This is a genomic window from Paenarthrobacter aurescens (assembly GCF_041549525.1).
Classification (GTDB): Bacteria; Actinomycetota; Actinomycetes; order Actinomycetales; family Micrococcaceae; genus Arthrobacter; species Arthrobacter aurescens.
Genome location: NZ_CP157456.1, coordinates 582,928 through 606,892, shown reverse-complemented (window position 1 = coordinate 606,892; position 23,965 = coordinate 582,928). Strand labels below are relative to the sequence as shown.

General features: G+C 62.3%; 25 protein-coding genes. 4 read left to right on the top strand and 21 right to left on the bottom strand.

Translation table 11 applies throughout. The annotated features are described in order from the left end of the window. Nucleotides 1-154: 154 nt before the first annotated feature. The 11 genes from ABI796_RS03000 to ABI796_RS02950 form a co-directional block, all read right to left on the bottom strand. The gene (locus ABI796_RS03000; RefSeq protein ID WP_141283304.1) at nt 155-412 is read right to left on the bottom strand and encodes a hypothetical protein; all 258 of its coding nucleotides are present in this window, start codon (nt 410-412) and stop codon (nt 155-157) included. Nucleotides 413-507: 95 nt separating this feature from the next. Continuing rightward, the gene (locus ABI796_RS02995; RefSeq protein ID WP_141283305.1) at nt 508-918 is read right to left on the bottom strand and encodes an MmcQ/YjbR family DNA-binding protein; all 411 of its coding nucleotides are present in this window, start codon (nt 916-918) and stop codon (nt 508-510) included. Nucleotides 919-975: 57 nt separating this feature from the next. Beyond that, nucleotides 976-1,857, bottom strand: coding sequence for a polysaccharide deacetylase family protein (locus ABI796_RS02990; protein WP_141283306.1), 882 nt, complete (start codon nt 1,855-1,857; stop codon nt 976-978). Between the two features lie 63 nt (nt 1,858-1,920). Further along, nucleotides 1,921-2,346, bottom strand: a complete 426-nt coding sequence (locus tag ABI796_RS02985) for a CoA-binding protein (protein ID WP_141283307.1) — start codon at nt 2,344-2,346, stop codon at nt 1,921-1,923. Nucleotides 2,347-2,465: 119 nt separating this feature from the next. Beyond that, nucleotides 2,466-3,443, bottom strand: coding sequence for a hypothetical protein (locus tag ABI796_RS02980; RefSeq protein ID WP_141283308.1), 978 nt, complete (start codon nt 3,441-3,443; stop codon nt 2,466-2,468). Beyond that, nucleotides 3,440-3,994 carry an RNA polymerase sigma factor gene (locus ABI796_RS02975; RefSeq protein WP_141283325.1) on the bottom strand — a complete coding sequence of 185 codons (555 nt, stop codon included), beginning with the start codon at nt 3,992-3,994 and terminating at the stop codon, nt 3,440-3,442. The genes ABI796_RS02980 and ABI796_RS02975 overlap by 4 nt, the downstream gene beginning before the upstream one ends. A 400-nt stretch (nt 3,995-4,394) precedes the next feature. After that, the gene (locus ABI796_RS02970) at nt 4,395-5,753 is read right to left on the bottom strand and encodes an HNH endonuclease signature motif containing protein (RefSeq protein WP_141283309.1); all 1,359 of its coding nucleotides are present in this window, start codon (nt 5,751-5,753) and stop codon (nt 4,395-4,397) included. An 80-nt stretch (nt 5,754-5,833) separates the two neighbouring features. Continuing rightward, nucleotides 5,834-7,090, bottom strand: a complete 1,257-nt coding sequence (locus ABI796_RS02965) for an alpha-L-fucosidase (RefSeq protein WP_141283310.1) — start codon at nt 7,088-7,090, stop codon at nt 5,834-5,836. Continuing rightward, the gene (locus tag ABI796_RS02960) at nt 7,087-7,701 is read right to left on the bottom strand and encodes a TetR/AcrR family transcriptional regulator (protein WP_141283311.1); all 615 of its coding nucleotides are present in this window, start codon (nt 7,699-7,701) and stop codon (nt 7,087-7,089) included. Before ABI796_RS02960 ends, ABI796_RS02965 begins: the two co-directional genes overlap by 4 nt. Further along, nucleotides 7,698-8,744 (bottom strand): saccharopine dehydrogenase, encoded by a 1,047-nt coding sequence (locus tag ABI796_RS02955; RefSeq protein ID WP_141283312.1) that lies wholly within the window; start codon nt 8,742-8,744, stop codon nt 7,698-7,700. Before ABI796_RS02955 ends, ABI796_RS02960 begins: the two co-directional genes overlap by 4 nt. Before the next feature lie 40 nt (nt 8,745-8,784). Further along, nucleotides 8,785-9,657 carry an NAD(P)H-binding protein gene (locus ABI796_RS02950; protein ID WP_141283313.1) on the bottom strand — a complete coding sequence of 291 codons (873 nt, stop codon included), beginning with the start codon at nt 9,655-9,657 and terminating at the stop codon, nt 8,785-8,787. Nucleotides 9,658-10,101: 444 nt separating this feature from the next. Here ABI796_RS02950 and ABI796_RS02945 point away from each other — a divergent pair, with 444 nt between their 5' ends. Then, nucleotides 10,102-11,238: an AI-2E family transporter gene (locus ABI796_RS02945; RefSeq protein WP_141283314.1), complete on the top strand. Its 1,137-nt coding sequence runs from the start codon at nt 10,102-10,104 to the stop codon at nt 11,236-11,238. An 18-nt stretch (nt 11,239-11,256) separates the two neighbouring features. Here the strand turns inward: ABI796_RS02945 and ABI796_RS02940 are convergent, their stop codons facing one another. Continuing rightward, nucleotides 11,257-11,715: an iron chaperone gene (locus ABI796_RS02940; protein ID WP_141283315.1), complete on the bottom strand. Its 459-nt coding sequence runs from the start codon at nt 11,713-11,715 to the stop codon at nt 11,257-11,259. 255 nt (nt 11,716-11,970) lie between these two features. On the opposite strand from ABI796_RS02940, the gene ABI796_RS02935 reads away from it, so the two are divergent. Both ABI796_RS02935 and ABI796_RS02930 read left to right on the top strand, forming a co-directional pair. After that, complete coding sequence (locus tag ABI796_RS02935; protein ID WP_344762280.1) at nt 11,971-12,579, top strand: TasA family protein; 609 nt, start codon at nt 11,971-11,973, stop codon at nt 12,577-12,579. A gap of 117 nt (nt 12,580-12,696) precedes the next feature. After that, nucleotides 12,697-13,131 (top strand): SipW-dependent-type signal peptide-containing protein, encoded by a 435-nt coding sequence (locus ABI796_RS02930; RefSeq protein ID WP_141284667.1) that lies wholly within the window; start codon nt 12,697-12,699, stop codon nt 13,129-13,131. Nucleotides 13,132-13,159: 28 nt separating this feature from the next. Here ABI796_RS02930 and ABI796_RS02925 read toward each other — a convergent pair whose 3' ends face one another. The 5 genes from ABI796_RS02925 to ABI796_RS02905 are packed head-to-tail and all read right to left on the bottom strand — an operon-like array spanning nt 13,160 to nt 17,872. Next, the gene (locus ABI796_RS02925; RefSeq protein WP_141284665.1) at nt 13,160-14,272 is read right to left on the bottom strand and encodes an FAD-binding oxidoreductase; all 1,113 of its coding nucleotides are present in this window, start codon (nt 14,270-14,272) and stop codon (nt 13,160-13,162) included. Nucleotides 14,273-14,323: 51 nt separating this feature from the next. Then, nucleotides 14,324-15,385, bottom strand: coding sequence for a Gfo/Idh/MocA family oxidoreductase (locus ABI796_RS02920; protein WP_141284663.1), 1,062 nt, complete (start codon nt 15,383-15,385; stop codon nt 14,324-14,326). Beyond that, entirely contained in the window at nt 15,385-16,188 is an 804-nt protein-coding gene (locus ABI796_RS02915) for an amino acid ABC transporter ATP-binding protein (protein ID WP_141284661.1), read from the bottom strand. The genes ABI796_RS02920 and ABI796_RS02915 overlap by 1 nt, the downstream gene beginning before the upstream one ends. Continuing rightward, the gene (locus ABI796_RS02910) at nt 16,185-16,973 is read right to left on the bottom strand and encodes an amino acid ABC transporter permease (protein WP_141284659.1); all 789 of its coding nucleotides are present in this window, start codon (nt 16,971-16,973) and stop codon (nt 16,185-16,187) included. Before ABI796_RS02910 ends, ABI796_RS02915 begins: the two co-directional genes overlap by 4 nt. Before the next feature lie 32 nt (nt 16,974-17,005). Further along, nucleotides 17,006-17,872 carry an ABC transporter substrate-binding protein gene (locus ABI796_RS02905; protein WP_141284657.1) on the bottom strand — a complete coding sequence of 289 codons (867 nt, stop codon included), beginning with the start codon at nt 17,870-17,872 and terminating at the stop codon, nt 17,006-17,008. 180 nt (nt 17,873-18,052) lie between these two features. On the opposite strand from ABI796_RS02905, the gene ABI796_RS02900 reads away from it, so the two are divergent. Beyond that, a complete protein-coding gene (locus ABI796_RS02900) occupies nt 18,053-19,135 on the top strand; it encodes a LacI family DNA-binding transcriptional regulator (RefSeq protein WP_141284655.1) in 1,083 nt (360 codons plus the stop codon). Here the strand turns inward: ABI796_RS02900 and ABI796_RS02895 are convergent. From ABI796_RS02895 to ABI796_RS02880, 4 genes are all read right to left on the bottom strand, one after another. Next, nucleotides 19,132-20,268: an App1 family protein gene (locus ABI796_RS02895; protein WP_141284653.1), complete on the bottom strand. Its 1,137-nt coding sequence runs from the start codon at nt 20,266-20,268 to the stop codon at nt 19,132-19,134. The genes ABI796_RS02900 and ABI796_RS02895 overlap by 4 nt on opposite strands. Nucleotides 20,269-20,316: 48 nt before the next feature. Beyond that, nucleotides 20,317-21,066 carry a class F sortase gene (locus tag ABI796_RS02890; RefSeq protein WP_246095846.1) on the bottom strand — a complete coding sequence of 250 codons (750 nt, stop codon included), beginning with the start codon at nt 21,064-21,066 and terminating at the stop codon, nt 20,317-20,319. Nucleotides 21,067-21,078: 12 nt separating this feature from the next. Next, entirely contained in the window at nt 21,079-22,347 is a 1,269-nt protein-coding gene (locus ABI796_RS02885; protein ID WP_141284651.1) for an ice-binding family protein, read from the bottom strand. Between the two features lie 302 nt (nt 22,348-22,649). After that, nucleotides 22,650-23,951, bottom strand: coding sequence for a sodium:proton antiporter (locus ABI796_RS02880; RefSeq protein WP_141284649.1), 1,302 nt, complete (start codon nt 23,949-23,951; stop codon nt 22,650-22,652). Nucleotides 23,952-23,965 lie beyond the last annotated feature (14 nt).

Below are 23,965 nucleotides of genomic sequence, written 5' to 3'. Positions count from 1 at the left end.
AGTGCCCAACTGTTGCGGCGGGAAGGCCGGTCAGTCAGACAGTCTGGGTTGGCGCTCTGGCAGCACCAACCTTCTGTGACATAATTCACCAGGAATGATCGAAAATCAATCTTTCTTGGCACTTTCGATCAACATTTGTCAAAGCGTGATCTTTCTACGGGCCGTCTGCGAGGGTCTTTCCGCACTCCGTGATCGCCTGCCGGGCGGTGGGGCCTTGCCCGTCGGATCCCAGTGGTACCGGCCATTGTTGGGCGCTCGGGAAGATTTCCAAGGCTCCAGTGAGGCGTTTTTCACGCCCCGGAAACAAGCCCGGGCGTTCGCGCACTTCGATCATCGGGCGCCCGGACCACTCATCATGGGGAGCGGAGGCAGCTGCGAAGGCTTGGGAGGCCAGCGTCTTCTGATCCAGCATCAAACCGCTCCTGACCAGCACGTGGCTGAGGTCTTAAGGTATGCAGTATCAATCTAGCCCCATGTCAGCGCCGTGGGGAGGGCTTTGCGGGCGTGTCAGCTGCCCTGCGGTTTCGCGAGCCGCGCCCAGCCAAGTTGCTCCTGTTGTTTCCGGCTAAGGGTGGCCACCACCAGGTCATAGGAGTCCTCCACCATGTCCCGGATCATGCCGTCAGAAAGAGCCCCATCCAGCCGGACGCCGTTCCAGTGGGTCTTGTTCATATGCCACGCACCGGTGATTTCCGGGTTTGCTGCCCGGAGTTGCTCAGCCAGCGCCGGCTCGCATTTGAGGCTCACGGACCAGTTATTCGGATCCATGGTGGAGAGCGCGAACATTTTGGCTTCCTGACGTGAACCACCAGCGACGACGGAACGCACCTTGAACACGGAGGTTTCAGGGCCAAATGGAAAGTCCTCGAACGCGCCGGGGAAGCTGAGGCAAATTTCACGGAGGGTAGGAACATCCATGGGGAGAGCCTACTGGCGCTCAGGGGCAGCCACCACGCCCCTCGCCCGAGGCAGCGCCTACGCTACGCCCAGGAAATCTTCCAGCAGCACCACTTCGAGCCCTGCAGCCAACTGGGCAGCCCGGAAGGCCGCGAGGTCGGCGGCAAACTCAGCCCGGAAATGCATGAGCACAATATCGCCGGGACGCAGGGAATTGCCCACCTGGTAGTCCATCTTCCCAGCGTTCGCTTTGGCCTCCCAGGTAACTATCGCCTTCATTCCGGCGTCGGCCACGGCTTTGCGCATCACATCCGAGTAAGCCCCTCCCGGGGGACGGAACAGGGTGGGCCGCCGGCCGTAGTGCTGGAATGCGTACTCCTGCATTCCCACCATGTCATTGAGCTGCTGCTGATAGCCCCACTGCCGCACCATGTTGATGTTGTGCGTGACGGTGTGGTTCTCGATCAAACTGCCCTGGGCTTTGAACGCGTTGAAGAACGCCGGGTTGTCCGCCACAGTGTCCCTGGTGAGGAACAGTGACGAGGGGTAGTCGTACTCTGCCATAAGCTTGATCGACTCAGGCGTTTTGATGTTGCCGTCATCAATGGTCAGGAACACCACTGGATGCTTGGTCTGGATCCTGGTGATCACCGGCGCCAACCCACCCACGATCGGCGGCAACTGATAGTCCGGGATGAACGTACGCCGGATTCGCTTGGCGGGGGCGGGCGTGGGCGTCGGAGAAGCGGACGACGTCGGCACCTCGCCGCCCACGGCGAGCGCACCGTTGGGCCCCGGCACCTCGGGCGGCGCGGACGAGCCACCGGAAGTCTGCCCCGGCGTCGAACTTTCCGCCGAGGTGCACGCTGTCAGGCCGGCCACCACTGAGGCGCCTAAAACACTGAAGACGGCCCGCCTGCTGGGAGTGGAAAAAGGCACCGAAGAATGGCCGCCGAACATGGTTGTCCCCCAAGACTCAAAAAATGATTCAGCTGCAATCTAGCAGAGGAATCGAAACGGCAATCACAGGCCGTAGTGCCAGCCTTCGCGTGCCGGGCATGAATTGACCACAACGTCCAGTCCGGCGTCGCGTGCGCGCTGCACGGCGTCGTCGTCAAAGACCCCCAGCTGAAGCCACACCGCCTTGGCGCCAATGGCGATCGCTTGGTCAATCACCGCCCCCACGCGTTGGGAATTGACGAAGCAGTCAACAACATCGATGGGGTGCCGGGCCTCGGGAATGTCCGCGAGGGACGTGTACCCCTTCTCGCCGTGCACATTCTCACCCTTGAGGTTGACGGGGATGATCTCCATGCCCATCTTGTCCCGGACGTAGAGCGAGACGTCGTATGCGGAGCGCCACTGATTGGTACTGAGTCCAACAATGGCCCAAGTGCCCTTTGTTCGCATCAACCGCTCCACGACGGCCGGATCGTTGACTTGCATCATGACCCAAGCTTACTCCCGGCTGCTTTTGCCCCCTTTGCCGAATATTCTGCATACAAAGGCATTAAGCCCAGGCCCGCTTCCATGGCGGATTGCATCTGGCCGGACTAGGCGGGAAGCCCCTAGCGGTCTCCGCGTTTGAGCCACTGCTTCAACTGATCCTCGGAGCCCTGGCCTTTGTCATCAGCCCGCTCGTTGCTGGGGACCCGAGGCAGGTGTCCGGGCTTGGCGCCATCTGAGCCGGGCTTGGTTTTGGCCGGCTTCCCATCACCATGGAGGGATGCATCAGGTCTGATGGCTTGCTGCTTCTCTTCCTTGCCGGATCCAGGCTTTTCCTGCGGGCTCAGGGTCAGGTTGGGCGCAGTATTCGGCTGGTTGGCATTCCCCGGCGGGAGGCTGCCCGGTAAAGCGTCGCTCTGTGTCGTCTTTCCGGCTGAGGGGTTACTTTGAGCGGGACCGGGATTGCTGTGGCCGGGCCCGGGAGTGCTGTCGGCAGGGCCGGGAGCGATGTCGGCAGGGCCGGGCGCAGACTGATCCGAAGCATTCGCGGGCGCTGGAACCAGGTTCGGCGCCTTTGCCTGGCTGGGAAGCGCGGCCTGCGCCTCCGCGGTTGCCTGTGCCTGGGTTTCACCAGGTACGGCGGGTGGAATCGCTGCAGGATCCACGGGTGCTGGTTCGGTAGTGACGCGCGGTGCGTCCGGAACGGGCAGAACGGATTCGGCGGCAGCTGGCTGGGGACGGACGTTGCCCAACAGCTCATCCAGGAAAGACGGGTTGCGCGTAAATCCGGAACTCGCCGCGGCAACCCCACTGACGCCCAGCCCCATCGCTGCCACCACAGCAACGCTGACTACGGCTGTGCGGTGCTTATGCCTCCAGCGGCGTTTACTGAGTTCATCATGCGGGCCGTCCAGCATGGCGGAAAGCTCCGCACCCGGGGCTGGGGCCGCAAAGTCCGCGAAGGAGCCAATGGCAAGAAGAATCTGCCGCACGTCAGTTTCGTCGGCAGAATCAGTGGAGCCGGCATCATCAGTGGAGGCGGCGGCGTCGAGCAGGAGCTCGTCCACAATAGCTTCGCGTTCACTATCCCTGTACGTCATGGACACACGTATTCCTTTACAGCCGAATGCTCACGGAGCGTAATAAGTGCCCGCCGCTGCAGTTGTTTCACTGCCCCGGCGGATTTCCCCATGATGTCGGCCACCTGCTCAACGGTCAGGCCTGCCACGATGCGGAGGGTCAAGACCTCCCGCTGCTCGTCGCCAAGGTAATCCAGAAGTTTCATGACTTCCTTGGGTGCCAGAAGTCCCATGGCTTCGGTCTCTGCGGAACTCACTTCCCGAGTGTCCCGGTCGGGCTCGAACTCGTGGTGTTCCGGAGACCTGCTTTGCTTCCGATGCTCATCCACCATGCGGGCATGAGCAACCGAGAAAATGAAGGTCCGGAGGCCATGAACCCCGCCGCTGATGTCATCCAGGCGGGGCAGGACGGCAAGGAAAACATCCTGGGTCACTGCTTCCGGGTCTGAGACGCCTTTGGCCGTCAGATATCCAAGAACCTGGCCGGCGTACGCCTGGTAAACGGCGCCGAACAGTTCCGCGTTATTGCCCTTGAGTGCATGTAGCGCTTCATCGGTCAATGCGTCCGTCACAGGAATGAGGCTTTCGATCGGCGGCAGGTCCGTTGCTTGGGCCTGGACGTCCGCCTTGTCACCAACGGACGACCCCACCTAGGGTAACCGCTTGACCCGGCCTTCCATGGAAAGACCCGCTGTCCGTCTTACCTGTTCGGACGCAAACTCCCGCGCAAACTCCCGCAGACAAACTCCTGCGCAAACTCCCCGCAGACAAGGAAGAACCGAGCTGGAACATGATGGGGGACAAATTCCAGCTCGGCCCTTTCAATGACGTAATCGTCACGGCACCCCAAAGGGTTACGCGGGGTACAAAGTTTTTTTGAAAACTTTTTCAACGGCACATCCGGGCAGGGCAGCGGCACCCTTCAGCCGCGTGCTTACCGTGGCGGGGTTCTGTGTTCTGCTGGCGGGCTGTCTAGGTTCTTATGGGGTGGTGTCCTGGCAGGGGTGGGGCTTTGGATTGGTACGTGTGGCCGGTGGGGGTGCTGATTTCCAGGGTGTGCACGCCATGAGCGCCCGCGTGTGATTTCCCGTGGAGCGTTGTGGCAGTCCACCCGGGGTGTTCTTTGGTGTGGTTGCAGGCTTCGCACAGCCCTGCGCCGTTCGAAGGGTTCGTTTTCCCGCCGGAATTCCAGGACACCACATGATCAATATGCCGGATGGGCGCATCACAATACGGCGTCCGACACGTCGCATCCCTGGTCTCGATGAACCGCCTCAACCGGCCGGTGAAAAGCCGGGCCTTCGAATCCGTGGCGAGGAGTTCTCCCGTGCCCGGCGCCGTGTACAGTCGACGAAGCCAGACGGTGAGCTCCGCATCCGGCGTTGCCTGCTCCGCAACAACAGTTCTCCCCCACTCCGCTGGGACGATCCCGTATCCCTGAAGCCGTGCCGGTTCACTGTCGCCCTGGAACAGGGTCCTGTCCGTCATCACCAGATCCAGGTTGATCCCCGAAAACCCGCCCGGGGTCCCCGTCACCCGCTCCACCAGGGTGTCGGCCATGACCTGGCCGCGCGTCGGGACAGAACTACCTGAACCGGAAGCACCACCCGAACCAGCGTCCCCGCTGGAACGGGCCGAATCAGCCGCCCGGGTCAGTGCTTTATAGACGGCCACTCCCTGGGCCACCGGCAACAGCGCCGTCAAATACGTCATGGTGTCCGGCGCCGGACGCAAACTCACCATCCGCTCAGACGCTGCACGGGCAGCACGCCCCGCCACGGACCGCGGATCACGACGATACGCAGCAGCCTTCGCCGCCGCGACAATCGCCTTGTCACCCTTCCCGTCAAACGTTCCCGTATCCGCGGCGAGTTCCTCATCAACCGCAGCCCGATCCTCAACACTCAGGCAGGCCGTCTCCTTCACCAGCAGCGTGGCACGCCACTCATTCAAGAGCCCGGCCTGCAACGCCGCCATAGTCCGCGGCATCTCCACCACCAAAGCCTTCGCCAAACCAAGCAACCGCGACCCACGGTTAGGGGATTCCCGACGCGCCAACGCCACCTGAGCACCCACCCCTTGGCCGCGCTCAGCCGCAGGAACACCGGCCTCAGCCTGCTCAACCCGCTGAGCAAGATCAAAAGCCACAGCAACCCGCGCCTGCAACGCAGTAATAGCCGACTTCATCTCCTCCAACACCCGCAACTGCTCAACCAAACCCCCACTCACAGAGTTCGGGCGAGCAGCACCAAGCTGAACGTTCGCCGCAGCGGCAGGTACAAGCGCACGAGAAACCCCTGCCCCCGCCCGACTCTCCCCAATCCGCTCCATGAATCAACAATGTCAGCAAGCACCGACAATATAAGCTCGCGCCAAGAAATCAGCGTTGGCCAAGGAAGGTGCAGGAAGAGCTATTCCGGCTCGTCAGTGGGGGCTTCGTATCCTGCAGGAATCACGGGAACACCAGCGTCCAGAGCACCGGCGTATACCCGTGCCGAAAACAACCGGCCTCCGCTGCCGGACAGCTTCACGCGAAGCTTTGATGCTGTGGTGACCGGCACTTGGTGGAGTCGACGGCTACCCACAGTCATCCCGTCAATAAGGTCCTCGCCGTCCGCGGACACCACATGACGGGTAATCCGCTGCCCCGAAGCTAGGTCCTCCACCAGTTCAAGGTGGTTGAACGTGACCGCAGCCGGGAAGCGCAGGGTGGCTCCGCCGTCGTCATGTTCCACAGAGGCCTCAACTACGCCGGAGAGGCGCCGGTCCAACTCCGCCTTCCAGGAAATGAGCGTCGCGGAATCCGCGGCCGGTATGAGTCCACGGGTGTCCGGGGGCAGGTTCAGCAGCAGGTTGGCGCCCATTCCTACCGATTGGTAGTAGATGGCGAGGAGGTGCTCCACGGATTTGGGTTCGTCGTCCGGATGCCAGAACCAGCCACGGCGTATGGAGACGTCGCACTCCGGCGGTAAGTAATGTTCGGCGTGCAGCCCGGAGCTGGAATCTGTGTACTGGGTGTCCGAGGTCCGGTCCACAGCATAGTTGACGGGGTCGGACGCCAGTCCATTCTCGTTGCCAACCCAGCGAATGGTGGGCTGGCCCATGTTGAAGATCATGGCGTCGGGCTGGTGTTCCTTAACAACAGCCATGATCCGGTCCCAGTCATATTCCCGGCCCACCGAGCCGGCACCGTCAAACCACAATTCCATGAGCGGGCCGTACCCTGTGCACAGCTCTGTGAGTTGCCGGACGTAAAAATCGTCGTAGGCGGCGGGATCGTTATAGCAGTCAGCGTTGCGGTCCCAGGGAGAGAGGTAAAGACCAAGCCCTATCCCATGTTCGGCGCAGGCCTCGGCCACTTCGCGGACAACGTCCCCCTCCCCTGCTCGCCACGGAGAAGACGCCACGGAGTAGTCAGTGGTGGCTGTCGGCCAGAGGCAGAATCCGTCATGGTGTTTCGCGGTCAGGATGAGGTACCTGGCACCTGCCGCTTTCGCCGCGCGCACCCAGCTGCCGGCGTCGAGTTCTGTCGGGTTAAAGCCCGACGCCGGAAGGGTGCCGTCGCTCCATTCCTTGCCGGCAAAGGTGTTGATGCCGAAGTGGATGAAAACGCCGAATTCGAGCTGCTGCCAGCGGAGTTGGGCCGGGGTGGGCAAAAGCAAGGTCATTGGCTGGTTTCCTTTCCGTGGATCAGCCATTGCGCGGTTCGGATGATTGCTTCGTCTCCGGGCTCGGTTCGCAGGCCCGCTATTGACGAACGGGTCACGGATGCACCCTCAAAAAGGCTCACGACGGCGGCTGCCACACCATGGCGTTCGGCTTCCGGCAGCTCTGGCCTGCCGCGCCGGACAACAACACCGACGTGGGCTGCGTACTGCGCATAGAAATTCCTGAGCGCACCCGCCGCTTGTTGGTCCGCGGAGGCCATGGCCCAGATTTCAACATGCATCTTCACGTCGTCAAGGGCTGAGTGCTCGTGGAGCAGCGCCGTTAGTAGTCGATGCGAATCGTCCCGGGTCAAAGGTTCGCCGGCGCTGCTGCCAAGGTCCAGCCTGGCCTCTTCGGCAAGCCGCTGCAAGGAGCGTTCCAGGCTTCGTTCAAGAACGGCCCGGATCAGGTCCGCCCGCGTAGGAAAGTAGTGCTGCAGGTGTCCGATCCGGACTCCGGCCGCGGCCGCAAAATCCCGCATGGCAGCATTGGCGTTGCCTTTGGTGACCAGAACTTGTTCAGCGGCGTCAAGGAGCGCAGCCTTCCGCAGGGCGCCCTTGCTTTCGGTCATGACCTCAATATTGTCACACCGTGCGATTCGAGTTCCGCGAGCCTGGATGCGGGATCCGGCGCGGATTCGGGGAAGGAAACGCCGGCTTTGGCGTCCTCCGCGAGAACTGCGCGTAGCCCCAGCAGCCCTCCCAGCGCAGTCAAATGGGCTTGACCTTGAGGATCGGAAATAACGGCGGTTCGCGTCCCGGCCGGGCCTTGGACGTCGATGCGGATGTGTGCCGTCCCGCCCAAGCCGGGTGAGTACAGGAAGGAGCGACGCACAGGCGCCCAGCGTTTTCCGCTGCCCCAACGGAACAGCCCTACCGCACGGGCGGCGAGCAACGCCGTCGTGGACATCCTGGAGCTGAACCCGATCCGGGTTGCCACGGACCCGGCACCGAGGGTGAGCGGCAACGTGAATTGCTCGGGAGTGTCCAGCCGCGCCACTTTGGTGCGGTGCCCGGCAATGTCCACCCAGCGCGCATCGGTCAGGGGACGCACGACGACGGCCTGCCCGCCTTTGCGTACTTCAAAGTCCAGTCCCAGCCGGTCCATGAAGTCCACGGAATCGATTCCGGCCTGGTCATTGATGTCGTAACGGATGGCGACGTCGATCCGGTGCCCTTCGCCGGCGTCCCGGGCCAACGCTGCGGCGACGATGTTGGTGACTCCGCCCATCCAGCCCGAGCTCAGCAGTACAGGTGCTGTTGGCCGCAGGAGTGTGGCCTGCGTGAGTGCTCTGGTGACGCGGCTGGTCCAGCGGGTGACGTCAACGTAGGGGATCCCGGCGGTGACAGCAGCTTGGAGCACCCTGTCATGGGGGTCGTTGACGGCGCTGATGACTGCCCTGACCTTGGCGGCAAAGGGCTCCGGCTGGTTGAGATCCCATTTCCGAACCTCCACCCTGCCGTTGCTCAGATGGCTGCCGCGCTCAGGGTTTCTGCCCGTCAGGAGCAGGGGCCATTCGGGAGCGGCCAGCCGGGTGAGGGCCGTGCCGACTGTGCCGTAACCGCCCGCGATCAGCACGGGACCAGCGGGATCGGGTTCAAGGAGATCATTCACAATCACATTCTAGGTCATATGACCTAAAAAGATGGCATGGTCACGCCAGCAGTGGGCGAAGCCGGGAATAGGCCCACTCAGCCAAAGTGGTGGGGGTTGTGCTGAGAATGGACCTTTGCTGCTCCGGCACGAAACCGCCAAGGAACCCCGTGGACATACCCACTAACGAGTCCACTTTCGCAGCACTCATCCCGAAGCCGGCCAAGGTTTTGCGCATTGCTTCTTCGGGTATCCGCTCCACCTCGAGCGGCTTCCCCACAGCTCCGGAAACGATGCCGGCAACTTGCTGCCATGAGAGATCAGCAGGTCCATGAACCGCCTGGATGTGGCGGCCACTCCATTCACCGGAAAGCAAACGACCCGCTGCCACCTCGGCAATATCCCGGGGCGAGACCCAAGGCATGGGCTGGTTGACGGGAAGGAGCACTTGAAGCATTCCCGCTCGAATCGCATCCAACTGATACTCAAGATTGGTGAAGAAGTAGCCGCACCGCAGATGGAGCACATGCGCATCGGTAGCGTTCAGCGCGACTTCAGTGGCGGCCAGTCCATCAATTTCGCCCATGCCGCGCCGCTTCTCGGCGCCCACGCTGCTTTGGAACACCACCCTTGCCGCGCCGCCTTCAGAAACGGCCTTGGCGGCGCTTTCGGCCGCCAGCTCGTATTCGGCCAGAGGGTCATCGCCCGCCGGCGGAGGGTCCACCCAGTAAAGGGAATCGACGCCGGCAACTGCCCGGACCACGGAATGGGGGTCCAGCAGGTCAACCTTGGCTACGTCAACCTCGGGACGCACGTCCGGCGCCAGGCCGTCCGGGTCCCTGAGCAGCAGCAACGGCTTCACCCCCGCGCTGATCAGCATCGGCACAAGATGGCGGCCTACATGGCCGGTTGGTGCTGCTACTGCGACTCGCATTGTGGCGCCTCCCCGTTGCATCTTCGTTTTCCACGGTAACCACCATTGCGGTCCATTTCTGTCCGCTGGGAACACGAATCAGCCCTGTAACCGGATCAGAACCGGGAGTAGGCTGCAGGTATCTGCCGGAGCAATACCCTTCAGTACGCAAAGGAGAGATCGTGACGCTGCCTCCAACCCACGAGCCCGAGCCGTTTCCTCCGGATCCCGGACCTGTACCGCCACCCCCGGATCCCACCACACCGTTCCCACCCAGCCCCATTCCGGATCCAAATCCGAGCCCCGGCCCATCGCCGGTTCCTGATCCCGGACCCGTTCCACCGCACCCCGATCCGACTCACTAGCTGACCCGCACCATGGAGAACGTCGCCACTGAGGGGATTTAGTCAGTAGGCTTATGTTTGATCTCGTCGGTTGACCGATGCGAATGAACAGGAGCTCACCATGACGGCATCCGAGGAAACAGCACGCGTTTCCGCGCCCCACCCCTCAAAAGCTGATCTTTGGAAGGACTCACTCGGCCGGACGGCTGTCCGGGCAAGCCAGATCCTGCTCATCCTCACTTTGACAGTGGTGGCCATTTTTGGGCTGCTTCAAATCCGGCTTCTGGTCATTCCGGTGCTCATCGCGTTGATTCTGGCTGCCGCGATTGGCCCCTTCGTGAACATGCTGCGACGCCGCGGATGGCGGGGAGGGCTCGCTACCGGCGTCGCCTTCCTGGGCTTGTTGATAGTACTCGGCGGGGTCATCACGGTCATTGTGTTCTCCGTGCGCAGCCAATGGGACGAACTGATAGGCCAGGCCGGGCGTGGGCTGGACGAACTGGAGAATTTTCTGCTGACAGGGCCACTGCCCATAGAGCGTGAACAGATGAACCAGGCGCGGGAAGCCGTGGTGGAGTTCGCCCAGAGCAGTCAGGTGCGTTCCGGAGCCGTGACCGGGTTGTCCGTGGTGACCGAGTTCCTGGCCGGTGCCAGCCTGGTGGTTGTTATTCTCTTCTTCTTCCTCAAAGACGGCGCCAAAATCTGGGAGTTCTTCCTGCGCCCTTTTAAAGGCAGGCGTGAAGCCAAGCTCCGCCGCGTTGGAAAGCGGACCATGGAAGTCCTGGGCGGTTACGTCCGCGGTACAGCGATCGTGGCGTTGGTTGACACTGTGGCAATCGGCGCCGCACTGCTCATCATGCAGGTTCCGTTGGCCATCCCCTTGGCCATCATCGTATTCATCGGCGCGTTCATACCTCTGGTGGGCGCCACCGTGGCCGGAATTCTTGCAGCCCTGGTGGCGCTGGTTGCCAACGGTCCCATCGTGGCGCTGATTGTGGTGATTGTGGTGATCGCCGTCAACCAACTCGAAGGTGACCTCCTCCAGCCGATAGTCATGGGCAAGTCCCTGGAGCTCCACGCGTTGGTCATCCTGATGGCCCTCACAGCAGGGACCATCCTCGCCGGAATCATAGGCGCCGTCCTGGCCGTACCCATTGCGGCCGTCACCTGGGCAATCATTCAAGTGTGGACGGACGAAGACCCAAACCTTGAGCCCATGAACCCGGACCTACCGCCCGCCAACAGCCAGCCCATTTAGCACTGGCCATGGCACTCCCTAGCCCAGTGCCTTCTTGGTCAGTTCGACAATCCGCGCCTCTACCTCGGGGGTAATCTCCTTGAGCGCAAAGGATGTGGGCCACATGGCGCCGTCGTCCAGCTGAGCGTTCTCCTCAAAGCCAAGGGTGGCGTACCTCGCCTTGAACTTATGGGAGCTCTGGAAGAACACAATGTTCTTCCCGTCCCTGGCGTAGGCCGGCATGCCGTACCAGGTTTTGGGCGTGAGTTCCGGCGCGTGCTCCTTGACGATTGCATGGATTCGCTCGGCCAGGACTTTATCAGCCTCAGGCATCTCGGCGATCTTGGCCATGACATCGGCCTCGCCATCGGCCTTGGAAGCTTTCTTACGCGGCGCTTTCTTAAGCTCTTGTGCGCGCTCCTTCATTGCGGCGCGCTCTTCTTCGGTGAAACCGTCGTAGGACTTTTCCTTGGTGCCCGGCTTGCCTGTATCCGTCATGGTGTTCGCTCCCCTTGGTCCTTGATCTGATACTCCTAAAGGTAGGCTGCCCCCGGATCTGCGACTTCTCCGAAACTGCTCGATTGGGAGGCTGGATTGGCTTGCGGGAGTCTTGAGGTTTTCCTGAGGCAGTGTTGACCGTTCACAGGATTTGTTCTTGATCCGGGCCCGGCACAGTAGAACGTGTCAGCCAGAGAGGCTGGAAAGAACGGCCGGCCGGTCTCACGGTGGCCCCCCGAAAGGAAACTGATCCTCATGGCCATCAGCCTCAAAACCACCTCCGGCAAGATCCTCGCTTCGGTCGCACTGGTCGGCACCGCAGCCGCCGTCGCCGGCATGGGCACCTACGGCGCGTTCACGTCCTCCACCTCCGCCTCCCAGGCAGTCACCGCAGGCACCGTCACCATCGCCCTGGGCGCACCCGGACCGGCCAACACCCTCAACGTCCCCGTCGCGGGCCTGCTGCCCGGCGACAAGGTCGAAAAACTCGTCACCCTGGCCAACACCGGCAACTCGGACCTGAACAACGTCACCCTCACCACCTCCGCCGGGGCCACCGGCTCCCTGCTCACCACGGACGTGACCAACGGCCTGCAACTGACCATCGAAAACTGCAGTGTTGCCTGGACCGGTGCCACCGCACCCTACAACTGCACCGGCACCCGCAGCACCGTCCTGGCCTCCGGACCCGTGATCGCAGCGAACAAAGCCCTGAACAACCTCACCTCACTGACCTCAGCCAAAACCGACAACCTCAAAGTCACCACCGCGTTCCCCACCACCGCGAACAACGACTTCCAAGGCGCCACCTCCACCATCGCCTTCGCCTTCACCGGCACCCAACGCACCGAAACCACCAAATAAGCGCAGCAACAACAACAGCCCCGCCGGGTCTGATCGGTTCCTTTCCCCCCAGCCCGATCAGGCCCGGCGAGTATCACGTCAAGCACTGCCACTCCACCAGAACGGAGAACGATCACCATGACACCGCGGAACAGTTTCCTGCGCGCCTTGGTGATCGTCGCCGTCGTCGTTCTTGGCCTGGTAGCAGGGCCTACGGCCGCTGTGGCTGCCTTCACGGACAATGAGCGCGCTACCCCGCAGTTCTCGGCCGCCATCATTCCCGCTCCGGCCACGGCAAGCGTGACCATGCGATGCACCTTCGGTTTGCAGACCGTTGTCACTGTGAACTCTTACGGAGCGGTGGCCAATGCCAACTACTACGAGGTGAAGGTGTACGACCGTTCGGGCAACCTCGAGTTCACCGGCGACCTCAGCCACGCCGCGGGAAGAACGTACAGTTCGGGCATCGAGATCATTGGCACCTGGAGCTACGAAGTCCGTGGCTATTACAAGGTTCCCGGCTCCAGTAACTCCTGGAGCGGTAAGCCCCTCAAAGGCACCCTGACCTGCTGAACGGGAAACGCTGTATGGGAAACGCAGCTTAGGAGAAGCGGCCCGGACGGAACGTAGCCAGCATGGGGTGCTTTTGGCCGCTCAGGATTTCCCCGGACAACAACTCACCGGCGATCAAACCCAGCGTGGCACCGGAGTGCGTGAAGGCCACGAAACAGCCCGGCACTGGGTCAAGCTCACCGAACACGGGTTCGCCGTCGCCGGGAATGGGCTTGTAACCGATCTTCCAGGACGCCGGTTTGAGCTCGGGATTGCCGGCGATCAGCTTGGAAGATTCGTCGGCCAACTCCTGAACCACGTCATCGGGGATGGTGAAGGTACCGTCAGCGTGCTCGGTGATGCGCTCTTCGTACCAGTCGTGGTCCAGCGCAAAAGTGTTGCCGGGGTTGGGACGAACAGCAGCCCGGGGCGTATTCATTACTGTGGTGACCTGGTGCTCCACAGGCTTGGTGACCACCAGCATGGAAACAGGTGAACCGTTGGGGATCTCAACGCCCAAAGGCTTGACGACGGCGGGTGTCGCCGCACCGCACGCAACCAGCACGGCGTCAGCGGGGTACGTTTCCCCGCTGGAGGTTTCGACGCCGGCCGCCCGGCCGCCGTCGACCATCACCGACGCCTTACCGGCGTTAAGGACCAACCGGCCCCCCAAGGCGTGGAATTCTTCCATCAGGAAGTTCACCAGATCCGGCAGGCTGACCCATCCTTCACCGGGGTTGAAAATGGCGTTCTCCGGGACCGCGCTGGAATCGATGCCCGATGTTACCGCGGCAATCTCTTCAGGGGCCAGCAGTTTGGAATCGTAGCCAATGGACTTCTCGTAGGCGTGGCGGGCTTTGGTGACCTCGCCCTGGCCGGCGGCGTTCCACATGAGGCCACCCCCGAACTGCAGCCACTCACGGCTGGGGTCCGCGGCGAAAAGCGTGCGGTACCTGTCAACGCCGGCCACGCGCAGTTGGTGATACGGCGTGGAGCGTTCGCCAGCGGAGTTAAGCCAGGACAGCGAGCGGCCGGTGGCTTCGCTGGCCAGGCCCTGCTCAGTCAGCAGGGTGACCGAAGCACCTTGGCGGAGCAGGTGAACGGCGGTGGATACGCCCAGGATGCCGCCTCCGATGACGGCAACGTGCTTGGTGGAGGACATGGATGATCTCTCTTTCGGGTTCTGAATTCTTCTGACTCGCCCAGGTTGCAGCTAGGCGAACGCGTGGATTTTTTCGATGACTTTGAGGGTTTCCAACGCTTCGGCCGGCTGCACGGGAAGTGGTCCGTAACCGCGGAGCGAGGCGGCGAGTTCCCTGTAGAACTGTGGGTAATCGCCCTTTTCCGCCGGGACAGGCGCGGTTGTCCCGTCAACGCCCAGCAGCCCCCAAGACTCTTCTGGTTCGCGCCCGTAGGAGGCGTCCGACGGCGTGATGCCGGCTGCGAGGGCGGGTTCCTGGTTGTCGAGTCCCCACTTGGTGTACCCGGCTTTGGAGCCAAGGACGTGGAAGCGCGGGCCCACTTGGGCGGCCATTCCGTTCATCCACAGCCGTGTCCGGACGCCCGATTCGTGGCGCAATGACACAAAGGCTTCGGTGTCCGCTGCCTCCGGGTGAGGGCCGTGGTTGGCAGTCTCGCCATACATGTCCTCCACAGGGCCGAAAAGCTGGATGGCTTGGTCTATGAGGTGGGCACCGAGGTCATGGAGGATCCCGCCGCCCTCAGCCAAGGTTGCCGAATCACGCCAGTTTCCGAAGCCTTCCGGTCGCCACCACTCAAAACGCGACTCAAACGTCCGCACCTCACCTAAGGCGCCGTCTCCCAGGAGCTTCCGCAGCGTGAGGAAATCGGCATCCCACCGGCGGTTCTGGAAGACCGTGAGCTGCACACCGGCGTCGGACGCCCGCTCCACCAACTCCTCACCGTGGGCAACTGTGGTCACAAAAGGCTTGTCCACCACAACACTTAGCCCATGGGCGATTGCCGTGGCCCCCAGCTCAAGGTGGGTCAGCGGCGGTGTTCCCAGGACCACCAGGTCCAAGTCCGCGGCAAGGGCGAACATATCCTCCGGCGTGGGAACAATCCGCGCCTGTGGGTAGAGGCGGGCAGCCTCAGCGGCGCGCTCCGGGTCCGCCGTCACAATGACGTCCAGCGAATAGTCCGGGTCGGCGTGGATCAGCGGCGCGTGGAACACCTTGCCCGAGACGCCAAACCCCACGACGGCGGTCCGGATGGGTCCCGCTGCTGACTTGCCCTGCACAGGCGTCCCGCCCATCACAGGACTTCCGAGAGGAAGCGCTGCAGGCGTTCGCTGCGCGGGTTATCGAACAGCTCGGTAGGGGTGCCGATTTCCACCACTTCGCCTTCATCCATGAACACCACCTGGTCTGCCACCCTGCGGGCAAAGCCCATCTCGTGGGTGACCACCAGCATGGTCATGCCGCGGCGGCCCAGCCCGGCCATGAGGTTGAGGACACCTTTGACGAGTTCCGGGTCCAGAGCGCTGGTGGCTTCATCGAAGAGCATCACCTCAGGCTCCATGGCCAACGCCCGGGCAATCGCGACGCGTTGCTGCTGTCCGCCGGAGAGGTCCCGGGGCCGGTGGTCAGCGCGTTCGGCCAGGCCCACCTCGGCGAGGCGGCGCTTGGCGCGTTCCCGGGCTTCGGACTTGGACATTCCCTTGACGCTCCACAAAGCCAACGCAACGTTTTCCAGTGCGGTGTGGTCCGGGAAAAGGTTGAAGTGCTGGAACACCATGCCGATCCTGGCACGGAGGATATCCGGTTTGACCTTAAGGGCACTTTCTCCGGCCAGCAGCACATCCCCGCTTTTGGGTTCGTGGAGGCGGTTCACCCCACGCAGGAGCGTGGACTTGCCCGAGCCGGAAGGGCCGATGATGCAGGTGGTGGTTCCGGGGGCCACGTTGAGGCTGACGTTGCGGAGCACTTCAACATCCCCGTAGGCCATGGTCAGGTTCCGCAGTTCCAAGCTGGAGCCGTGGAACTTTTCAATGTCCTGGCTTTGCTTGCCGGCGGTTGACTGGTTAGTGCTGGTGGCGCTGTTGCTTGTGAGGTTCACGTGTTGCTCCCGGTAATGAGCGGCGAGGCCGAATCGAGTTCCTTGACTTCCTTCAGCCCACTGGTGGGTGCCGTGGGACGGCGGCGGCCGGTGCGGAACTTGTTGTCGAAGTAGTTGACCAGGTGGGTCAGCGGCACAGTGATGATCAGGTAGAAAATGCCTGCCATGACCAACGGTGAAAGGTTGCCTGAGAGTACTGCGGCGTCCTGGCCTACGCGGAACAGTTCACGCTCGCTGACCAAGAGGCCAAGGAAGTAGACCAGGGAGGAGTCCTTGACGATTGCAATGAACTGGTTCACCAAGGCCGGCAGGACCCTGCGGATACCTTGCGGCACCACCACCAGGGCCATGGACTTGGAGTAGCTCATGCCCAGGGCGCGGCAAGCCTCCCCCTGGCCTTTGTCCACGCTCTGGATACCTGCCCGGAAGATCTCGCCGATGTAGGCGCTGGCGATGAGGCTCAGTGCGATGATTCCCAGCGGGTACGGAGAGGGTCCAAAGACTGATTGACTCAACCGTGCAAAACCCTGGCCAATCAAGAGGATGGTGAGGATGGCGGGCAAACCACGGAAGAGGTCCGTGTAGATCCTTGCGGGGATACGCAGCCACCTGGAGCGCGAGATCCCCATGACCGCCACCACCATACCCATTACTACGCCGAGGATGGTTGCTGCGATGGAGATGATCAGGGTGTTCAGGAGGCCAACTCCGAGGAGTTGGGGCAGCACTTCGACCATGGCGTCAAAGTCGAAGAACGTGCGGCTGATGGTATTGAGCCAATCCATTGAGTGCTCTCAGACGTTAGGTGTTTTGGGGCTTACTTGCTGGCGGTCGGAGCCGGGCTGGAGGTTTGCTCGGCCTTCGGAAGGTACTGCTCCGGCATGGGCGAACCCGGGAACCACTTCTCGTAGAGCTTCTTCCAGGTGCCGTCTTCCATTGCTTCGGCCAGGCCCTTGTTCAAGGCTTCCTTGAAGGCGGGCTTGTCCTTGGCGATGGCGAAGCCTGCCGGAGCGTCGAAGGATGGGATATCGGCGGCGCTGACCAGTCCAAACTGCTCCTGGTATTCCTTGGCGGCCTCGTAGTCCAGGAAGTGGGCGTCAACCGAGCCACTGTTGACGGCCGAGATGGCGGTGTTGTTGTCCGGGAAGCGGACCAGCTGCGCCGAGGTGAAGTTCTTCACTGCGTAGGCTTCCTGCAGGGTGCCCTGAACCACGCCCAGGCGCTTACCGTTCAGGCCATCGGCGTCGTTGATGCCGGAGTTCTTGGTGGTGATCACGGTCAGGTATCCGGCGAGGTAGCCATCGGAGAAGTCCACGGTTTCCTTGCGCTTGTCCGTGATACCGATAGCTGCCACGCCGACGTCGAATTGTCCGTTGGCCACGGCTGCCAGGAGGCCTGAGAAGTCCTGTCCGGTGAAGACCACATTGTCTACCCCGGCGCGGTGGGCCACGTCCTTGAAGAGTTCAACGTCAAATCCGGTGAAGTTACCTGAGGCATCCGTGAAGGTGTACGGCTTGGAGTCGCCGAGACTGGCCACGCGGATAGTTCCGGATTCGATCAGGCCGTAGGGGTTGTCAGCGGATGGTGACGAGCTGGCGGAAGATCCACCGCAGCCGGAGAGGGCGAGAAGGGCCGCCAAGGCTGCTGCTGCGAGCGCTGCCGGGCGGAAGTTCAGTTTGATCACAGCGTTGTCCAATCGTGGGAGGGAAAGCGGTGCTGTCAGGAGCCGCTGAAAGTTATTACTCGATGTGAGGTCTTGTTGAGTCCGGTCTCAGCCCCTAGGATTGAGACCGGACTCACATCGATTGATTAGAAATGTAGCGGAACTCACAAAGCCGCGTCAACACCCTCGTGAAAGGTGAACATGAGCACTGACGGATCCCGACGGCGGGACGTAACGGTTGCCGACGTCGCTAAAGCCGCGAAAGTGTCAAAGGCACAAGCAGCCAGGGCGCTGGGCAACTACGGTGCCGTAAGCGACGACGTCCGCGAGCGCGTCCTCGCCGCAGCCGAGGAACTGGAATACCGGCCCAACGAGCTTGCGCGCAGCATGAACACGGGCAAATCCAACACCATAGGCGTGGTGGTGGGCGACATCGAAAATCCCCACTTCGGGCTCGCAATGCGGGGCATCACGGACACCGCAAAGAAAAGCGGCTACAACGTCATCCTCATCAACACCGACGAAGAACGGGCCGCTGAAGTGGACGCCGTCCGCGTGCTGCTGGATAAACGCGTTGACGGGCTCATTGTGGCGCCGGCCTCGTCCGTGGAAACCACGCATTTGCAGCAGGTCCGTGAGTCCGGGCGGCCGCTGGTCCTGCTGGACCGCGCCGCTTCCGGGGTTGATGTTGAGACTTTCGCGGTGGAGATGGAAAAAATTTCCTACGAATCCACCAAGCATCTGATCGAGGCGGGGCACCGGCGCATTGCCTTCGTGTCCACCGTCAGCACTGACGGTCCCTATGTTGCCGGAATGACGCTGGACTCTTCGCAGATCTCAGACCGCCTGGACGGAATCCGCCGGGCCTTTGATGACGCCGGCTTTCCCTACCCTGCCGACCTCATCCGCCTCAATGCCGGAGACTCCGGGTCCATCATGCGCATCACCCAGGAACTGTTGCAGGGACCGGACGCAGCCACAGCCATCATTGCCTCCGACGGCCTGATTGCCTTGAGCGTTGTGGAAGCAATCCAGAACTCGGGTCTGTCCATACCGGATGACGTCTCATTCCTGATGTATGACGACTTCGCTTGGACCCGCCTCACCACTCCCCCGCTGACCGTGATCGCCCAGCCCGTCTATGACATGGGGATTGCTGCGGCCTCGGCACTGATTCGGCAGATCGAGGGCAGGAAAACTGCCGAGCCCGGCCCGGAGTTGGTGGCCACTTTGATCCAAAGGGGATCAATCGGGGTTGCCAGCGCCAAGATCGCACTGCGCTAGGGCGTGTGGACTTCGCCTTCCTCGGGGTCGTCCGCGGAACGGACCTCGTTCCGGATGACGCCCAGTTCTTCGAGCTTGGCTGACATTCCTGCCCCGTCCGGCGCATAGATCCAGGGGACCCCGGGAGTGGGCTGGCCACCGGACTTTGAGCGCCCGCCGGCCAGCACCGCTTCACCGGCCGAGAGTTGGCGGATGGCGATGGCCCTGACATTGGCGGGATGGCGGTGGGCGAACTCGGAGTAAATGGCCTCGTCATGCTGGCCGTCGTCGCCTACCAACAGCCACTTGATGTTGGGGAATTCCTCCGCGAGGCGTTCCAGCGAAGTCCGCTTGTGCTCCTGGCCGCTGCGGAACCAGCGATCAGGCGTGGGGCCCCAGTCGGTCAACAGCTTGGGACCGGCCGGGTACAAGTTGCGCGACAGGAAACGTGACAGGGTTGGGGCCACATTCCACGCCCCGGTGGACAGGTAGAGCACTGGTGCGGAGGGCGCAGTCCGGGCAATCCGCTCATACAGCACCGCCATGCCCGGCGTAGGGGTCCTGGCGTGTTCGTTGAGAACAAAAGTGTTCCAGGCAGCGAGGAACGGACGCGGCAGTGCGGTAACCATCACGGTGTCGTCAATATCAGACACGACGCCGAAATTGGCGTCATCCGCGACGATCTCCACAGGCGCCTCCACCGTTTCAGACTCCCCCGACTGAAGGGTGATGGTGTGCCAGCCGGCGTCAAGGGCTACCGGAATACGCGCGTCCACCACACCGCCGCGGTCAGCCTTCACATCAAAAACAGTGCCTGCGATGGTCACGTTCACCCGTGCATGGGCCACGGGGGCACTGGTGAAATTGCGCCAACCACGCATGCTTTCCTGCAACGGATTGGCGTGGCCCGCAGCGTCCCGGGGGTCACTGCGGACAACACGGGCAAGGACCCTCACCCAGGAGGTGCTTCCATATCCGGTGTAAGGGATCACCGTTTCCACCCGGCCACGGCGGATCGCGAGGCGCGTCTGAAAACCCAGCCACGCGTCGTCGAGCCTCATGGCGAGGTGACGGCGGCCCTTAGTCAGCGGCGTGGGGCTTTGCTCGTCAACGGCGTCGGACTGGGGGCGTGGTTTCATGGGACGGGGAGACATGGATCCAGTCTTCCATGCCCTGCTCTTCCCTGCCCTGCCTTGACGTCATTATCCTGCCGGTAAAGGACTTGCCTGGACGATGATGTTCTTCCCCCACAGGTCAGCTGCATAGCAGGTAATGAGAACGAGCCGGCCGGGCACGATGTCCCAGATTTTGCTATCCCGCAACGTGTCCTTGTACTCAGTGCTGACACCGTCCACCCTGAAGACCATCGGCCCTTCAGCAGTGGTGACGGTCAGCAGATCCCCCACCTTCGCAAGGGCGCTGATGTTGTTGAAGGGTGAACCGCCCCCTTCCACGCTGTGCCCCACGACATAGGTGGTATTGGTAGAGCCCTCGCCTGGCATGCCGTACGGGCTCAACCAGTAGGCGTCCGGCGTGTGGGGCGGGACGATCGAATTCAGCTCGAGTTCCTGCGCTGTGGGGGTCAAAGGCACTACGCCCTGGTCCAGTCCCACTGCGTCATACGCGATGTGGAGCGGCGGTGCACCCGCCTCCAGCGGAACACGCCCACCGGACAACTGGGGCTGCAGGGCCGGCCCCTCTGCCACTGCCGAGGGGCTCCTCAGCGCCTGGGCGTCCGAGGGGCTCGTCGCCGGGGACTGCTGGGGCGCCGTAGCCACAGGCTGGGAGTTGAGCGCCGGAGCCGGGGCGGACCACAACCCCGGAAGCAGCACAGCCAGCAGGACCGCGGTGAGGAAAGCGAGCAACGCCGCCCCACCCCACCGCCGGCCCACTGGCCCCTCCGGAAAAAGGCTCCGACGACGCCTCCCGCGCTGTGCTGCTTTGTGCCGCAAGGTACTGCTCCTCTAGCGTCCCCTGCGCCCATTCATCAGCAAGCGTGTTGTCACCAAGGCGATACCCACACCGCCAAGACCAACAAAGAGCGTCCCCAGGATGGTTGTTTGTTGCATGGATCCCGTTCGGGACAATCCGACGGCGGTGTCCACGTTGGCGCCCTGATTCCTGCCGGTTCCAGCCAGGGGAACTGACTGATTCGTCGCGGTCGCCGTGGGTGTGGCGGTCGCCGACGCCGTGTCGGTGGGAGTCGCGGTGGCGGTCGCCGTCGCCGTGCCCGTCTCCGTCGCAGTGGGTGTGGCGGTCGCTGTCGCCGTAGCCGTGCCCGTATCGGTGGGAGTCGCGGTGGCGGTAGCAGTCGCCGTGCCCGTATCGGTGGGAGTCGCGGTGGCAGTCGCCGTCGCCGTGTCGGTGGGAGTAGCCGTCTCAGTGGGAGTAGCAGTCTCAGTGGGTGTAGCCGTCTCAGTGGGTGTGGCAGTCGCCGTCGCCGTGCCTGGGGGCGCGGAGGTTGTGGGTGTGGTGCTGCAGGAGGGGTTGGTTATCACGTTGGTGTCCAGGGAGACCTGTCCATTCCGTGCCAGGAGGCGCCCTTCAATAACCGCGCCTGTTTGTGCCGTGATGGATGTCAGCGCCAGCACGGATCCCTTGAAACTGGAGGCGGTACCCAGGGTCGCGGAGCTGCCCACCTGCCAGAACACGTTGCATGCTTGGGCACCGTTGATCAGGACCACGCTGCTGGCTGAGGCCGTAATCAGCGTGGAGGCCACTTGAAAGACGAATACTGAGCCCGGATTGCCTTGGCCATCCAACGTGAGTTGTCCACTGAGGCCAAGGGATGACGTGGACTTGTAGACGCCTTCAACCAGGGTCTGGCCCACAAGGTCTCCTGAGACGCTGGTGGTGAGGGCTTGCCCGGCGGCGTTGTTGTAGGCGATGGTCAGGTCCTGCTGTGCCTGCAAAGCCACTGCGTCTGCTGCATGGACGGTTCCGGCGGTTGTCCCTGGCGGAAACCCTGTGATGGCGGTACCTGGGCTCAGGCCCAGGTCTCCCTGGAGCGTGGAGGGACCGGTGTTGGTCACTGTTGTGGCAGCAAGGACAGAATAGGAGGTTGCCGTGCCCAGGTTGACGGGTGTGGCGGCAAAGGCTGGCGATTGTTGCAACAAGATGGCGCCTGCCAGGAGAAGAACTCCGGAGGCGGCCCCCACAGTCAGGGTCTTTCGTCCGCGCCTGAATCGAAGAGCTGACGTTCTGGTTTCCTGGCGCGCAGAGCTGTGGTTCATGGCAGTTCCTTCCCCCGGCGGGGCAAGCGCCCCAAAGCAACTGCCCAACAGAGTGTGGGGGAGCTATACAGCGGACTGTACGCCCGCAGGCGCCTCGCGGATAGGGCACTTTTTGGGAGAAGGGGAACGCCGCCCAGAGAGCGCTGACCGCGTCGAGAAGCCCCCGGAAGGCATCGTCCCAGTTCAGGCCCTAAGTATGCTGACTATTTTTCACAGCGGCGGCTGACATAAACAGAAAATAATTACTCCAAATAATCTACAAACAACCTCTATGTGACCGCCCTCAAAGCAACCGGAGTTGCCTACACGGCCGTGGTGGGCGCCCGGCCTTCGTCGCCGTGCTGTTTGCGTGCTTCGGCGGCTCGACGACGATCCAGCCGGTTCATTAGCGGTGCAGTGGTGGCCCCGTGCACCACGATGGACAGTGCCACTACCAAGCCGATCAGCGCCCAGAGTTGTTGGGCCTCGGCGTCGAAGTTTCCGTGGGTCAGTGCGTATCCCACGTAATACAGTGAGCCGATTCCGCGAATGCCGAAGTAGGAAATGGCCAGGCGTTCGCGCGGACCTGTCTTGCCTCCCATCAACCCGAGCCAGCCAGCTGCGGGGCGGACCAGCAAGAGGAATCCCAAAGCCACCAGCAGCTCCGCCCAGCCGATCCCTTCCAGGAGTCCACGCGCTATTGCACCGCCAAGGAGCACCAGGATCACAATGGTCATGAGCCGTTCGAGTTGCTCTACATAGCTATGGAGAACCTGGTGATACGCGTGGTGTCGTTCAGCGGAACGGATGGTCACAGCGCAGATGAATACGGCAATGAATCCGTAGCCTTCCACCAATTCGGCAACCCCGTACGCCAGGAAAGTAGCGGCCAGTGCCACAAAACCTTCGGAGTGCTCGGAGAGCCGGAAGCTCTTTCGCTTGGAGGCGAAGAAGATCAGGCTCAGGAGTTTGCCGGTACCGAAGCCCAGCAGCACACCAACTGAGATCCGCCACAGTATGTCCAGGCCAACCCACTCCCCTACCCAGGCCGCGGGCGAGGCCCCCACGAGGCTGATGAGAATGGCCAAATACACAAAGGGGAAGGCAAGTCCGTCATTCAATCCCGCCTCGGAGGTCAGGGCGAAGCGGACTTCATCCTCATCGGCGTCCTCTTCTGTGTCCGCGGGTTTTCCTACTTGCACCTCGGAAGCCAACACGGGATCGGTGGGCGCAATGGCACCTGCTACCAGGATGGCGGCGGCAAGTCCCAGCCCCAGCACCCATAGCCCCAGCAATGTCATCACCAGAATGCACACGGGCATGACGATTCCGAGCAGCCGCCAAGTAGTGGACCACCCACGCCATGAGAAGGGTCTATCCAGCGCCAGCCCCGCGCCCATGAGGGAAATAATGACGCAGACTTCAGTCAGGTGCGTAGTGAAGTCAGCGTGAAGGATGGGATCCGGGTCCGGCAAGTCAGGAAGCAGGGTGAACGCCAGGATGCCGCTGCCCAGGAACACCATGGGCATGGAAAGTGGGGTCTGGCGCAGCAATTTAGGCAGGACCGCGGCCGCCAACACCGCAATGCCCGCCGAAAGGAACAGAATGCTGGGGACTTCAAACACAAATAGTCTTCTTC